A 14,447-nucleotide genomic window follows, 5' to 3' on the forward strand; every position below is an offset into this window, starting at 1 on the left:
CAAGAAGCCGTACATCCTGTACATAACCGCTACCGCCTTCCATGGCTCTCGCGGAATACCGTACATCCTGTACATAACCGCTACCGCCTTCCATGGCTCTCGCGGAATACCGTACATCCTGTACATAAAAAAACCGGTTGCATCAGCAACCGGTTTTCGTGTGCCGAACAACAATCTGTCCGGCAGGGTGTCACACAGAGCGAACCTTACTTGGTGGTAAATTCCGGATAAGCTTCCATACCACACTCAGCCAGGTCGGCACCGTTGAACTCCTCTTCTTCAGAGATACGGATACCCATAACTGCCTTGAGGATAGCCCAAACGATCATGCTGGTAGCAAATACCCAGATAAAGATAGTTGCAGCTCCGATCAGCTGACCAGACAGGCTGGCACCGTCATTGGTGAAGGGCACCAGGATCAGACCCAGCAGACCAACCACACCGTGAACAGAGATGGCACCAACAGGATCATCGATCTTCAGCTTGTCCAGAGTGAGGATGCTGAATACAACCAGCACACCACCCAGGGCACCAAACAGAGTTGCCTGCAGAGCAGAAGGCGTGGAAGGCTCAGCGGTGATGGCAACCAGACCGGCCAACGCGCCGTTCAGCGCCATGGTCAAATCAGCCTTGCCGAACAGGATGCGAGCAACAATCAGAGCAGCAATCAGACCACCGGCAGCAGCGGCGTTGGTGTTCATGAATACCACGGCAACGGAGTTGGCGGACTCAACAGAAGCGGTCGCCAGTACGGAACCACCGTTGAAACCGAACCAGCCCATCCACAGGATGAAGGTACCCAGAGTTGCCAGAGGCAGGTTGGCACCGGGGATCGCATTGACTTCACCGTTCTTGCCATACTTGCCCTTACGAGCGCCCAGCAACAGAACACCAGCCAGAGCAGCAGCGGCACCTGCCATGTGAACAATACCGGAACCGGCAAAGTCAGAGAAACCCAGGTCGCCCAGGGTGTACATGCCAAATACGGCTTCGCCGCCCCAAGTCCAGGCGCCTTCCATTGGATAGATCACGCCGGTCATTACCACGGCGAATGCCAGGAAAGCCCACAGCTTCATACGTTCGGCAACAGCACCGGAAACGATGGACATGGCGGTTGCAACAAACACAACCTGGAAGAAGAAGTCGGCGGAAGGTGCGTAGGTCGCAGGCTCTTCAGCACCGGCTACACCGTCGGCGACAATGCCGGACAGGAACCAGTCGCCACCGTACATGAGGTGATAACCACAAACCAGGTACATGGTGCAGGACACCGCAAACAGGGCGACGTTTTTGGTAAGAATTTCAGTGGTGTTTTTAGAGCGGACCAAACCCGCTTCGAGCATGGCAAAACCAGCTGCCATCCACATAACCAGTGCGCCGCACACCAAGAAATAAAAGGTGTCCAGGGCGTACTGCAATTCGAAAATAGAGTTTTCCATTGCGTTTCTCCGGGAAAGTAATATTTAGAATTTACAGTGCGTCTTCGCCGGTCTCGCCGGTACGAATACGAACAACCTGTTCCAGAGATGAGACAAAGATTTTGCCATCACCGATTTTGCCGCTGTGTGCAGCTTTGCTCACCGCTTCCACGACGGTATCAACCTGGTCGTCGCTGACGGCAACTTCCAATTTGGTTTTTGGCAAAAAGTCCACAACGTACTCTGCTCCTCGGTAGAGTTCGGTGTGGCCTTTCTGACGTCCGAAACCTTTGACTTCAGTGACAGTGATACCCTGTACACCGATTTCTGAAAGCGCTTCACGAACCGCGTCCAGCATAAAAGGCTTGATGATTGCTGTTACCAGTTTCATTGTTAGGCTCCTTTAATGACGCGGACCTCGCGTCGCCTTGATTCAGAAGAGCCGGGCATGAAGCCCGGCCGTTTCCAATTAGTGAGAAGTTTTACAGGTCGAAAGACTTGCCGATTGAGAAAACGATGGCTTCGTCTTCATCGCCGGCAATATCTTCGTCTGGGAAGATGAAGGAGATACCTGCGTCAAAGCCACCAATTTCGGTGCCGTACCCAGCTTCGAAATAGTCACCTTCGAAGTCCTTGCCGAAAGTACCGTACTTGGCGTAGAAGCCGTTGTGCTCCAGAGTCAGGGCAGCAAAGCTGTAGTCCTGCTCTTCGGCCGGATCATCGTAGGTACCGACGCTGTATTCCAGGCTGGCAATGCCATAGCCCAGACCAAAGTTAACTTCCTCGTAGGTTTCGTCGAAGTCACCGGTGTAGTAGTAGCCGGTGAAACCCAGTGAAGCACTGAAACCGGACTCGGTTTCGATGCCATAACCAAAGTACCCGTCTACTTCCAGGCCATCACCTACATCAGCAGTCCAGGCACCTACGTAGAAACCGCCATTTTCGTAATCGATACCAGCAGAGGCGGAGCTGTTCTTCTGGAAGAAACCACGGTAGTAGTATTCGGAAGCGTAGCCGACATTGGCAGACCAGCTGCCTTCCGCCATTACAGGAGCAGCGCTCATAGCGCCGGTAGCCAGTGCAATTGCAGCCGCTAGTTGGGTCATCTTTTTCATTTTATCTTCCTCTCGTTTCACAAAGTTGTTCTGGAATTCATGGTCAAGTCGGCACCGCTATTTTCAGCTTGTTATGCGTTAAAACGACTTGCCCTGTATTAGCACATAACTTGCCAACTTTAAAATTCCCATATAAATCATTGAGTTATAGACGTACCGCACTATGACGGCGCATTCCTCAATGAAGAAGCAGGCGAAGAAGCCCGCCCCTGGTGCAGATTCTAGTCGCCTGCACCATGATGCGCACAAAAGTGGTGCATCTGATTAAAGGGCGTTATTAGAACGGATGCGGTAAGATTGTCAGCTTTAAAGAAGTGGCTTCCTGACGGAAATTTTCATGATTGACCAACTCGCCAAGAGTCTGTTTAACGACCTCAAAATCCTGCTGCCAACCTCGACGGCAGATTTGCCTGAAAAAGAGCTGCGCAGCCTGCTGGAATCCACCCTGAGACGCATGAATCTGGTTTCCCGGGCGGAATTCGATGCGCAACAGGCGGTGCTGCAGCGCACACGGGAAAAGCTGGAACAATTGGAGCGCCAACTGGCGGAACTGGAGCAGCAAAGCTGAAGACTCAGACTATTGTTTGAAATGACCAGAAAACGGCCGGTTTAACCCGTTTCCCGGGGATTGAACGCTGGGCAATCCGGCACCGCCTTTCTTATGCTGTGACATTGTTGTAGTCAAAGGAAATCCAAGCAGGATGCTGTTATGTCACTGGCCACTCTCCACAGCCGTGCCCGACTGGGTGTGCAGGCTCCTCCGGTCACGGTTGAGGTACATCTTTCCAACGGCTTGCCCGCACTTAACATCGTGGGCATGGCTGAAACCGCGGTAAAAGAGTCGAAAGATCGAGTCCGCAGCGCCATCATTAATAGCCAGTTCGACTTCCCCAGCCGGCGTATCACGATCAATCTTGCCCCGGCGGATCTGCCGAAAGGCGGTGGGCAGTTTGATCTGCCCATTGCTCTTGGCATTCTTATCGCGTCCGGGCAATTACCTGCGGACACCTGCGACTCCGTGGAGTTCTTGGGGGAACTGGCACTCAATGGCGATCTGAGGCCGGTGCCCGGTTGCCTGCCCGCAGCGCTGGCGGTAGGGCAACTGGGGCGGGCTCTGATTTGCCCCGAGACCAATGCCAAAGAAGCTTGTTTGAGCGAAAGTACACGGGTGTTGGGCGGTTTGAGCCTGCTTCAGGTAGCGGCGCACCTGAGTGGCGAGAAGCCCATCGAACCTGTTCTTGCCGGTGAGGGCTCAAGTACATCAGAATTGGGGCGGTCGGCAGCGGATCTGCGTGACGTTAAAGGTCAGGCTCAGGCCAAGAGAGCATTGGAGGTCGCTGCCGCGGGAAATCACCACCTACTGCTGTTTGGTCCCCCCGGTACCGGTAAATCCATGCTGGCCTCACGGCTGCCGGGGCTGTTGCCAGAACTGGAAAAATCGGAGGCCATTGAGGTCGCCTGTATTCAGTCGTTAACTCGTTCCACACCTCTGGCAGATTACCCGGCTCGTCCTTTTGCGGCACCTCACCATACGGCATCAGCCGTGTCTCTGGTGGGCGGAGGGTCAGACCCCAAACCCGGAGAGATCTCTTTGGCCCATCAGGGAGTGCTATTTCTGGATGAGCTTCCAGAGTTTCAGCGACGGGTACTCGAGGTCCTGAGAGAACCCTTGGAGTGTGGTGCCATACGCATTTCCAGGGCCAGCGCCCAAGTGGACTTCCCGGCCCGCTTCCAGCTCGTAGCAGCCATGAATCCCTGCCCCTGCGGGTATCATAATGACCCCACCCGAAAACAGCGCTGCCAGTGCAGTGCCAACGATATCCAGCGTTATCGCAATCGTATCTCGGGGCCATTATTGGACCGCATCGATCTGCATGTTCCGGTGTTGCCATTGGAAAAGGGTGAACTCTACAGCCCCGCCCAAGGGGAGTCGTCTTCGCAGGTCAGGATACGAGTGACCGAGGCCAGATTAAAACAGTTCCAACGGCAGGGTTGCTGTAACGCTCAACTAAGCCCAAGGCAGCTGCAGCAGCTGTGCCCACTGAACGAACGCCAGCAGCAAATTCTGGAGCACGCCATGCTGACTTTGGGGTTTTCCGCCAGGGGATTGCATCGTGTCATTAAAGTGGCTCGCACCATCGCCGACTTGAATGACGACGAACAACTGGCAGAGCGTCATTTAATTGAGGCCTTGAACTACCGCAATCTGGATCGTCAGATGGATACGTCTGCCTGATTGGTGCCCATCCATCATGGTTGTGGCCTCGCGCCGAATTTATTGGCAATTGCTGACCAAACGGGCGCTGAGAATCTCACAGAGTACGTGGTAACTGCTGGGTCGATAACCATGAAAACCCTGGAACTGATGGCAACCAAATTGGCGCAGAAGCTCCAGCTGGCGCTGATTCTCCACACCCTCTGCAATCACCTGTTTACCCAGACTGCGGCCGAGTGCCACCATAGATGACACCAGGAGGGCCTGCTCGCTACTGCGACAGAGGTTTTCCACCAGCTGGCGTTCTATCTTCAGGGCACTCAGGGGCAGGCGCTGTAGGTTACGCAGAGACGAGTAGCCACTGCCAAAGTCATCCAAGGTGAAGCGGCAGCCGATTGTCGCCAGAGATTTCATGCATTGCTCTACTTGCTCCGGACTGTGGCGCAGGGCGGTCTCGGTGATCTCAAATTCCAGCTGCACCGGGTTGGCGCCGGTATCACGGACGATATTGCCAATTCGTTCGACCAGAAGATCGTCGCTGAACTGGCGCAAAGAGAGATTAATGGCCATTTTGAGCTGCCCCAGGCCCTCTGCCTGAATGCGCTTGAGGTCTTCGATCGCCTGGCGCAGCACCCAATAACCCAATGGCACAATAAGTCCTGTTTCTTCCGCAACGGGCATGAACTCCTGTGGGTGCACCAGCCCCCGCTCCGGATGGGACCAACGCAGCAACGCCTCCAGCGCCACGACCTCACCTGATCGAAGGTCAACGCGAGGTTGATAATAAAGGACAAATTCCTGTCGGCGCAGGGCCCGTTGCAAATCCGACTCCAGCTGCAATTGCCGACGTGCCTCGCGATTTAGCTCCTCGGTAAAAAAGTGGTAGTGGCTGCCACGAAACTGCTTGGCTTCATACATTGCCATATCGGCATGCTTTTGCAGCGTGTTGATGTCACTGCCTGCCTCCGGGTAGACAGCAATACCAATGCTGCAACCGATCATGACCTGGTGGCTGCCAATCTGGAAAGGGCATGCAAGCACATCGATCACTTTCTCTGCAATATGGGCGATATCTCCTGTTGATTCGGTATGCTCCAGCAACAGGGTGAATTCGTCGCCGCCAATGCGAGCCACGGAATCACTCTTGCGCATGCAGTCACACAGCCGTTGCGCGCATGTCCGGATCAGTTCGTCGCCAGCATCATGGCCAAAATTGTCATTTACCTGCTTGAAGCCATCCAGATCCAGGTACATTAAGGTAAAAGGCGCCTGATCACGCTCAGCCAGCAAAATGGCATGTTCCAGCCGGTCGCGAAACAGAATGCGATTGGGAATGCCGGTCAGAGGGTCATAGTGGGCCAAGCGAGCCAGTTTGTGTTCGGCCGCTTTGCGTTCAATGGCATAACGCAAGGTTCGCTCCAACAACTGGCAATCGATACGGCCTTTAATGAGGTAGTCGGAGGCCCCTGCCCGAATCGCCGAGCGATCCACATCGGCTTCCATTTCATTGGTCATCACGATGATGGGGACTTTGCACCCTTGAGCCCTGGCACCAGTGAGCACATCCGCAGCATCGCCGCTGGGCCAGTGATAATCGAGCAGAATAACGTCAAAGTGCTCGGACAGGGTCTCTTCCAGTGCCCGATCCAGCCGGTCGACCCAGGTCAAGAGGTAATCGGTATGGTGTACCTGAGCCAGCAGATTTCGGATCGACTGGTATTCGGACTCCTGCCGATTAATAAGCAGTATCTTGATGAATGTATCCATGTCCTGTGAAAGGTGCCGATCCAGCTGGCGCCAGTGCGTTTGCCCGTAAGTAGTTGTTATTTGGTTGTAATATTCCAGGTGCCAGCCACTCTACACCACCTCCGAAGCAGTTTGAACCGGCCAAACGGCCATATGACAACAAGTTCCTTTAGCCCACCCTTTGTTCGATTTAGCTATATAAAGAGCACTGATAACCCTGCCGGTCATGTTTAGGAGTTTTGATGATCACGGTGCCTTGTTACAATCCCGCCTTCGATTTTTCACTGCTCTTCTCTCTAGTATTTCCAGGGTGATATGGCCAAACTGAATCCGCGCCAGCGCGAAGCTGTGCACTACATTGACGGCCCCAGTCTGGTGCTCGCGGGTGCCGGCAGCGGCAAAACCAGCGTCATCACCCGTAAAATTGCCTATTTGATTGAGGAATGTGGTCTGCAAGCCCGCCACATTGCGGCGCTGACTTTTACCAATAAGGCCGCTCGGGAAATGAAAGAACGGGTCTCCGGCCTGGTCAGAGGCAGCGCCAGCAAGGGCCTGACCGTCTCCACCTTTCACAACCTCGGACTCAATATCATTCGGCGCGAACTGAAAACCCTCGGTTTCAAACCCGGCTTTTCCATCTTTGACCAGGAAGATGCCAGATCTCTGCTAAAAGAGTTGATGCTCAAGGATGGTGATCTGGATTCCGACCACCTGGATCTTGTGCAGCACCAGATCTCTAACTGGAAGAATGATCTGATTGCACCGGATCATGCCCTCAGCCGAGCCCAAAGCGCGGGAGAAGAACGAATTGCGCTTATCTATAAGCAGTACAACTCCGCTCTGCTGGCCTACAATTCCGTCGATTTTGATGACCTGATCCTGATCCCGGCCCAGTTGTTTATGGACCACCCCGAGGTCCTGCAACGCTGGCAGAGCAAGATTCGATATCTTTTGGTCGACGAGTACCAAGACACCAACTCAAGCCAATACCTGCTGGTCAAACTCTTGATTGGTGATCGAGGCGCCCTCACCGTGGTGGGAGACGACGATCAGTCTATCTATGCCTGGCGCGGTGCCAGGCCTGAGAACCTGGCATTGTTGCGCCAGGATTTCCCCAACCTCAGATTGATCAAACTGGAACAAAACTACCGCTCCACCAGCCGAATCCTGAAATGTGCCAATCACCTCATCGCCCATAACCCTCACGAATTTGAGAAAGCCCTTTGGAGTGACATGGGTATGGGAGAGAGTTTGCGGCTTATCCGCTGTGCCAACGAGGACTCGGAAGCCGAGCGGGTGGCCACTGAGATTTTTACCCAGCGACAGACACGCAGCGCGCGGTTTGGGGATTTTGCCATTCTCTACCGAGGCAACCATCAGGCCAGATTGTTGGAACTGAAGCTGCAACAACACCAGATTCCCTACAACATCAGTGGCGGCAGCTCATTTTTCTCCAAAACTGAGATCAAGGACATCATGGCCTACCTGCGGCTGGTGGTGAATCCTGACGACGACAATGCCTTCCTGCGCATCATCAATACACCACGCCGCCAGATCGGCACCAGCACACTGGAAGCCTTGGGTCGATATGCCAACGAACGGGAAATCAGCCTGTTCAGTGCCTGCCAGGAACTCGGTGTACAGGGCCACATATCCAAACAGAGTCTGGACAGAATCCTGCGGTTCAGTCACTGGTTGCTGCAGGTGTCGGACAATAGCCGCAGTTCAAACCCCGTGGCTGCGATTCGCGAGCTGGTGGAAGATATCGACTATGAATCCTGGCTGCATCAGAACGCCTCCAGTCCCAAAGTGGCGGAAAAGCGTATGGAAAATGTGTGGTACCTGATCGATTCCATCCGCAACATCATTGAGCGGGACGACGCGGAAGACGGCAGCGGCAGTCTCGAAAGCGCCATCAATAAACTGATGCTGCGTGACATGCTTGAGCGTCAGTCAGAGGAAGAAGAGGAGTTTGATCAGGTGCAGATGATGACCCTGCACGCCTCCAAAGGCCTTGAGTTCCCCTACGTGTTTCTCGTCGGCATGGAAGAAGACCTGCTGCCCCACCGCTCCAGTATCGAAGACAACAATGTGGAAGAGGAACGTCGCCTGGCCTATGTCGGGATTACCCGCGCCAAGAAGGTGCTGCACATGACCCTCGCTGCCAAGCGCAAACAGTACGGCGAAATCTGGGAAACGACTCCCAGCCGTTTTCTGGAAGAGCTGCCCGAGGAGGATATAGAGCGCGAAGGCTTTGGCGACAATTGCCCCGAGAAAAACCTGGCCAAGGGGCGCGCCACTCTCGACAGTCTGCTCGACAGCCTTTAAGGTGTCCATGCAGCAATACCCCTACTCAATACCTGTTCACCAAAAGAAGGATCGCCCTCGTGACCGCCAGTCGCTTGCCTCACCTGTTATCCGCCGTGTTAATTAGTTCTCTGCCTTGTCTGACTTCAGCCGGGGACATTCGGGCAACAGCGGACGATGGCCGTAAAGTGCTACTCAAATCCGACGGTAACTGGGAATACCTGTCCAATGATCGCTTTGCAACCAGCGAAGATGGCACCCGCGTGAAGCTCAAGGATGACGGCCAATGGGAGTTTATTGGCAACACTCCGATGGTGGCCAAGCAACAGGTACGCACTCAGAGCCTGGATGTACAGTTGCATCAGGTGGTCACGGAGTACAGCAAACAAAAGGTCGGCAAGAACACCCGCCACAGCTCCCAGACCGTGTTTTATCTGGATGTGAATGTGTCCCGCTATGGCAAGGAGGTGCCGGCAAAGCTCTCCCACCATAATCTGATTGAAGTCACCGATAGCCGCGGTAACCAATACCCGGTGTTAAGTGTGTCGCCAGCGCCAAAACAACTTCAACCGGGCAAATCCTATCGTTTGGCCGTGCGGGTCGATGGCTCTCCATCGGGCCAGTTTGCCGTGGGTATCAAACAGCTGCACATGACGATCCAGCGCGCGGTATTTGCAACCGAGCGCGACATCACCTTTAGCCGGCGAGTCGATGAGCTCGATAAAAAGAGGCTCAACCGGCCTCTTTAATCGCCTCTTCTTCGGTTTCTGCATGCCACTCAAAGATATTGAGTTCAATAAAGGCAAAGGCGACGATCCACAAAAACGCGTCCCAAAAGTCCAGAAAACTGCCATCAAAGCCCCAGTAAACAGCACACCCTATCAGTACGGTATAGAGGATGGCTTTAATCACACCTGTGACTTTCATAAAGTGACCGGTTAATTGCCCGCGAAGCTGCAGCAAGACGTCAATCTGCAGAATAATGACAATCAATACCCAATTACTGGCGTTTACCACGTCAACGGTTGCGAGGTTCTGAGCCAATTGCAGACTGTTACTGTCAGCTACCGCCTGGGTTTCAGGTAGAGAGAAGAACTGGCTGGAAGAGGGCAGGCTGGCGCAATTGGCGGCAGTCAGCGATGTGAACTCGTTAAGACTGGTCATAAACGCCAGCTGTTGAGGCAAGTGGGAACAGAGATCGGTGATGGTCGAAGGCTCAAAATTGTGCATCAGTATGAATTTGCTGATGTACCCATAGAGCGAATAGAGAATAAATCCATAGCAGACCCCTTTGGCAGCCCCGACAAACCACTTCACCCGCCCCTGCAGTCGCTCGTCAGACAGAATGGAGGTCTCGAGTTCGAACAGCAACAGAAGTAACACCCAGGATGCCGTATCAATGGTGGCGGCGTAACCCTCAATCAGGGTGGACCAGGTGATTCCGCCGTTAAACAAGTGTTGGCTTGCCCCAAAATCTTCCAGAAAAAACTGCCAGGTGTTGAACATCAACAATCCATACACCGTGTACTTGAATATCTGAAACCAGGGTAGGGGGCGACGTTGGGTCGCTCCGGTATCCACCATATTCATTCAGCCTTTACTCTCTCAATTCGCTCTATCAGTTTAGTCCTGACTTTTGGCGCCTGGCCAAAAGTCGGCGTTTTATAGCTCTTATTTATAACCATCATTTATAACCATCCAGGCTGCGACTTCGCAACAGCCTTTTAAGCGCAAAACCAATGGTTGCCAATCGCTCAAGAGGTGTCTATGATTTAGCCACAAACCGAAGTATTATTCAAATATTACTGAATATTAATTCGGATAACTTTTGATTCCCACGCTCGGGAATACCCTTAGCCAGTAGAGATTAACCAGAGGTTCTGCATGACAGCCATTGCCCCCAGTCCACTCAGTCGGCACGTGGACTCCTACTATGCCGCCAGCGCCAATGCCCTGCGCGACTTTCCTGCATTAGAGGGGGAAGTCGATGCGGATGTCTGCGTCATCGGGGGAGGCTATACGGGCTTGTCTTCAGCCCTGCACCTGGCCGAAAGAGGCTACAAGGTGGTGTTGCTGGAGGCCGAGCGAGTAGGCTGGGGGGCTTCTGGCCGTAACGGAGGCCACGTTGGTACGGGCCAGCGTCTGGATCAGCACTCCCTGGAAGCCAAAGTCGGCCGGGAAAAAGCGCGCATGATGTGGGATCTGAGTCTGGAAGCCGTACAAACGGTAAAAGATCTGATCGAGAAACATCAGATTCAATGCGACCTGAAACCCGGTATCTTGCACACAGCCCACAAGGCCAGCCTGCGCGACGAGTACCTGCAGGAGGCTGAGTTTCTGCAGAAGAATTACGATTACGACGCCATTCGTTTTGTCGATAAGGATGAAGTCCGCCAGCTCGTTGGTTCGGACAACTACCATTGTGGCACCCTGGACAGCTTTTCCTGCCATCTGCATCCCCTCAACTTTGCACTGGGTCTGGGCAGAGCCTGTGCCGACGCCGGCGTTCGTATCTTCGAAAACAGCCGGGTTGTGAATTACAGCGATGGCAGCAACCCCATTGTCACCACAGCCAGAGGCAGAGTGAAGGCCAAATTTGTGGTTCTGGGCTGCAATGGCTACCTGGGCAAACTGGAGCCGCGCATGGCAGGCAAGATCATGCCCATAAACAATTTTGTGCTTGCCACCGAGCCACTCAGTGATGAACTTTGCCGTGAACTGATCCGGGACGATACGGCCGTGGCCGATTCCCTGTTCGTCATCAATTACTGGAAGCTGTCCGGTGATAACCGGTTGTTATTTGGTGGCGGTGAGAATTACACCAGTCGTTTTCCCAGGGATATGAAGTCTTTCGTGCGCAAATATATGCTGCGGGTTTACCCCCAACTGCAGAATACACGCATTGACTACGCCTGGGGCGGCACACTGGCCATCACCCTCAATCGCATGCCGCACTTTGGTCGCCTCAGCGACAATGTGTTTTATGCCCAGGGTTATTCCGGACACGGCGTTCCCACCGCCACAATGGCCGGCAAGCTATTGGCCGAAGCGGTTGCCGGAACCGCCGAGCGCTTTGACGTGATGGCCGATTACCCCACCCATACCTTTCCTGGCGGCACGCTGCTGCGCTGGCCCGGGCTGGTGGCGGGCATGCTTTATTACTCACTGAGAGACAAACTCTAGACCCACTACAAGATAACCACAATCTGTTTACAGATGAGAACAAAGAGAACATCAACACTACCCTATAGAGGAAGAGAAAGATGAACAAAAGCCGCTGTTTCAGACATCGGGCACTGCCCCTGGCCATTGGCATGACGCTCAGTGCATCCGTCATAGCTGAAGAAAACGGTTGGGCTATCGAAGAAGTGATAGTCACTGCACAGAAACGTGAACAGAGCCTGCAGGACGTGCCCATCAGCGTATCCGCCTTTAGTGGCGAAATGATGAAGAACGCGCAGATGCAGGACGCCAAACAAATCGCCGTCATGACCCCCGGCATGTCCGGTGACAGCAACGACAGCTTTATGGATTCCATCAACATCCGTGGTATCAGCACTAACGGTTTTGGCATTGGCGCCGAGCCCTCAGTGGGTACCTATCAGAATGGCATCTATCTCGGTCGCACCGGTGGTGCGGTGACCAGCCTCTATGATATGAACCGTGTTGAAGTGGTCAAAGGGCCGCAGGGTACCCTGTTTGGCCGCAACGCCTCTGCCGGCGCAATCAGCATGCATACCCAAGCGCCTGAGCAAGACTTTGGCGGCAGTGTGGAACTGGGCCTTGGCGAAGACGGATATCAGGAATTTGTGGGTGTCCTGAATGTTCCTTTAACAGATCAACTGGCCTCGCGCTTTGCTGTGTATAACCGCCAGCAAGACGACTGGATCAAGAACCTGGAAGACGGTGGTCATATCGGTGGGGAAGATGTTTTTGCCGGACGCGCCAGCTTTAGCTATGAAGGTGACAGTTTCTCCGGCACCTTGGTACTGGAATACGAAGATCGTCTGGTCGCGCCCAGCTATTACCGGGCTTACGACGATGGAAGCGGTATTTCCGCAGGACTGGGGCGCCTTGGACTCAATACCATCACTGGTGACAGAGACCAGATTCGCTCCGACATTCCCAGCGACCAACTGCGCGATGAAGGGGAAGTCTGGGGTGCCAGCCTTAATCTCGAATTTGAACTCAGCGATCACTACAGTCTGACTTCCATCACCGGTCTGCGTGGTCACAATTACACCTATGTCGAAGACTTCGATGGTACCGGCGCGCACCTGTTCAGCTATTTTCAGGAGCAAGAGCAATCCTATTTCAGCCAGGAATTTCGCCTGAACTATGACAGTGAGGGAGCGGTCACCTGGTTCCTCGGTGTCTCGACCTACCGTGAGGAAATCGAAGCCCGCTTCGACCAGACTTACGATGAAGATGCAATGTGCGAGAGCATATTCGCCGCTTATGCGGGTGACGCTGGTGCACCGGAGGCCGCAGACGAAGTCAGCGATTGCAACAGCTATTATGAATACATCGGCTACTCTGATTACGGCCCGGGTATCGGTGTACGCAACGACTCGGTGGACGCCGAGGGCGACTATGAAGGCTGGGGCATCTATGGCGACGCCACCTGGGCCGCAACTGATAAGTTAGACGTGACTGTTGGTGCCCGCTATACCGAAGACAGCCGTGACTTTAAAACCAGATTTGGTGGTGCGGATCGCAATTACTTCTGGTACAGCTTTCCATTCTACAGTTCAGACTTTGTCGAGGGTGACCGCACCTGGGATAACCTTTCCATGCGCCTGGCCCTCAACTACGAAGTCGATGAAAATATGTCAGCATTTGTGAACCTTTCCAGCGGATACAAAGCCGGTGGGTTTAACACCTTTGACCTGACACTTCCAGAGGGACTGACCGCCGCCGATGTCGACGGTGCTGACGCCTCTGAATTTGGTGCCACACTGAGCGAGTTTGACGAGGAAGAAGTTGTCAGCTTTGAAGTGGGCCTGAAATCCATGTGGTGGGATGATCGCCTGCAGTTTGACGCCAGTTACTACCGCTACCAGTTTGACGGCATGCAGGCCGTCTACGCGATCGGATCGCAAATTCGCCTGGCCAACGCCGGTGATGCCGTGGGTGAGGGTGTCGAAGTGAGCATGCGGGTTCTGCCCACTGAAAATCTGGACATCTACTGGGGAGTTGCCTGGTCTGATACGGCCCTGGAAGAGCCCAATGATGTTTTCTGTGAATCCGTAGGTTGCCGCAAGGACGCCCAGTTGCCGGGCTCCGTTGACTTCAGCTCGGCATTGATCGCCACCTACAACCTGCCCCTGGCAAACGGTGATGCCTACATCACCCTGGAGAATTTCTACCTCAGTGGCTCACCCGGCTTTGGCGACTTCAGTGGTAGTGGTACCTACGAAACCGAATCGTTCAATGAGACCAACCTGCGTATCGGCTATCAAAGTGACGAAAACTGGAGTGCCAGCCTGTGGGTAAACAATCTTACCGATGAATTTAACTACGGCACACCGGTAGCTGCAGAGGCCAACCTGCCGGCACACCAGATTGGCATGACTGAACCCCGACGCATTGGTATCAATCTCGGCTACCAATTCTGATTTTGTCTCCTCTGTGACGCTTCCACGG

At 53.9% G+C, this 14,447-nt stretch carries 11 protein-coding genes; 6 read left to right on the forward strand and 5 right to left on the reverse strand.

Features of this window, described 5'->3' with window-relative positions; genetic code table 11:
• Positions 1–206 precede the first annotated feature (206 nt).
• The 3 genes from HBA55_RS07465 to HBA55_RS07475 form a co-directional block, all read right to left on the reverse strand.
• Positions 207–1,439: an ammonium transporter gene (locus HBA55_RS07465; protein WP_166988968.1), complete on the reverse strand. Its 1,233-nt coding sequence runs from the start codon at positions 1,437–1,439 to the stop codon at positions 207–209.
• A gap of 31 nt (positions 1,440–1,470) precedes the next feature.
• Entirely contained in the window at positions 1,471–1,809 is a 339-nt protein-coding gene (gene glnK / locus HBA55_RS07470) for a P-II family nitrogen regulator (RefSeq protein WP_166988970.1), read from the reverse strand.
• 91 nt (positions 1,810–1,900) lie between these two features.
• Positions 1,901–2,533 carry a TorF family putative porin gene (locus tag HBA55_RS07475; RefSeq protein WP_166988972.1) on the reverse strand — a complete coding sequence of 211 codons (633 nt, stop codon included), beginning with the start codon at positions 2,531–2,533 and terminating at the stop codon, positions 1,901–1,903.
• A gap of 337 nt (positions 2,534–2,870) precedes the next feature.
• Between HBA55_RS07475 and HBA55_RS07480 the strand changes: the two genes are divergently transcribed.
• Positions 2,871–3,101 carry an accessory factor UbiK family protein gene (locus HBA55_RS07480; protein WP_166988974.1) on the forward strand — a complete coding sequence of 77 codons (231 nt, stop codon included), beginning with the start codon at positions 2,871–2,873 and terminating at the stop codon, positions 3,099–3,101.
• Between the two features lie 141 nt (positions 3,102–3,242).
• A complete protein-coding gene (locus HBA55_RS07485; protein WP_166988976.1) occupies positions 3,243–4,769 on the forward strand; it encodes a YifB family Mg chelatase-like AAA ATPase in 1,527 nt (508 codons plus the stop codon).
• Positions 4,770–4,808: 39 nt separating this feature from the next.
• Here HBA55_RS07485 and HBA55_RS07490 read toward each other — a convergent pair whose 3' ends face one another.
• A complete protein-coding gene (locus HBA55_RS07490; RefSeq protein WP_166988978.1) occupies positions 4,809–6,515 on the reverse strand; it encodes a putative bifunctional diguanylate cyclase/phosphodiesterase in 1,707 nt (568 codons plus the stop codon).
• 294 nt (positions 6,516–6,809) lie between these two features.
• Here HBA55_RS07490 and rep point away from each other — a divergent pair, with 294 nt between their 5' ends.
• Positions 6,810–8,822 carry a DNA helicase Rep gene (rep, locus tag HBA55_RS07495; protein ID WP_166988980.1) on the forward strand — a complete coding sequence of 671 codons (2,013 nt, stop codon included), beginning with the start codon at positions 6,810–6,812 and terminating at the stop codon, positions 8,820–8,822.
• A gap of 59 nt (positions 8,823–8,881) precedes the next feature.
• Positions 8,882–9,550: a hypothetical protein gene (locus tag HBA55_RS07500; protein WP_166988982.1), complete on the forward strand. Its 669-nt coding sequence runs from the start codon at positions 8,882–8,884 to the stop codon at positions 9,548–9,550.
• Here the strand turns inward: HBA55_RS07500 and HBA55_RS07505 are convergent.
• Positions 9,534–10,391 carry a hypothetical protein gene (locus HBA55_RS07505; RefSeq protein ID WP_166988984.1) on the reverse strand — a complete coding sequence of 286 codons (858 nt, stop codon included), beginning with the start codon at positions 10,389–10,391 and terminating at the stop codon, positions 9,534–9,536. The two genes, HBA55_RS07500 and HBA55_RS07505, sit on opposite strands and share 17 nt — an antisense overlap.
• A 294-nt stretch (positions 10,392–10,685) precedes the next feature.
• Between HBA55_RS07505 and HBA55_RS07510 the strand changes: the two genes are divergently transcribed.
• Positions 10,686–11,984, forward strand: a complete 1,299-nt coding sequence (locus tag HBA55_RS07510) for an NAD(P)/FAD-dependent oxidoreductase (protein ID WP_166988986.1) — start codon at positions 10,686–10,688, stop codon at positions 11,982–11,984.
• Positions 11,985–12,064: 80 nt separating this feature from the next.
• Positions 12,065–14,419 (forward strand): TonB-dependent receptor, encoded by a 2,355-nt coding sequence (locus tag HBA55_RS07515; protein ID WP_166988988.1) that lies wholly within the window; start codon positions 12,065–12,067, stop codon positions 14,417–14,419.
• Positions 14,420–14,447 lie beyond the last annotated feature (28 nt).

The sequence above is a fragment of the Pseudomaricurvus alkylphenolicus genome (genome assembly GCF_011683955.1).
GTDB lineage: Bacteria > Pseudomonadota > Gammaproteobacteria > Pseudomonadales > Cellvibrionaceae > Pseudomaricurvus > Pseudomaricurvus alkylphenolicus.

Bases quoted from the DNA above. Each gene is read 5' to 3' on its own strand.
- HBA55_RS07475 (WP_166988972.1), bottom strand. From the start codon at position 2,533: ATGAAAAAGATGACCCAACTAGCGGCTGCAATTGCACTGGCTACCGGC.
- rep (WP_166988980.1), top strand. From the start codon at position 6,810: ATGGCCAAACTGAATCCGCGCCAGCGCGAAGCTGTGCACTACATTGAC.
- HBA55_RS07480 (WP_166988974.1), top strand. From the start codon at position 2,871: ATGATTGACCAACTCGCCAAGAGTCTGTTTAACGACCTCAAAATCCTG.
- HBA55_RS07485 (WP_166988976.1), top strand. From the start codon at position 3,243: ATGTCACTGGCCACTCTCCACAGCCGTGCCCGACTGGGTGTGCAGGCT.
- glnK (WP_166988970.1), bottom strand. From the start codon at position 1,809: ATGAAACTGGTAACAGCAATCATCAAGCCTTTTATGCTGGACGCGGTT.
- HBA55_RS07510 (WP_166988986.1), top strand. From the start codon at position 10,686: ATGACAGCCATTGCCCCCAGTCCACTCAGTCGGCACGTGGACTCCTAC.
- HBA55_RS07505 (WP_166988984.1), bottom strand. From the start codon at position 10,391: ATGAATATGGTGGATACCGGAGCGACCCAACGTCGCCCCCTACCCTGG.
- HBA55_RS07490 (WP_166988978.1), bottom strand. From the start codon at position 6,515: ATGGATACATTCATCAAGATACTGCTTATTAATCGGCAGGAGTCCGAA.
- HBA55_RS07515 (WP_166988988.1), top strand. From the start codon at position 12,065: ATGAACAAAAGCCGCTGTTTCAGACATCGGGCACTGCCCCTGGCCATT.
- HBA55_RS07465 (WP_166988968.1), bottom strand. From the start codon at position 1,439: ATGGAAAACTCTATTTTCGAATTGCAGTACGCCCTGGACACCTTTTAT.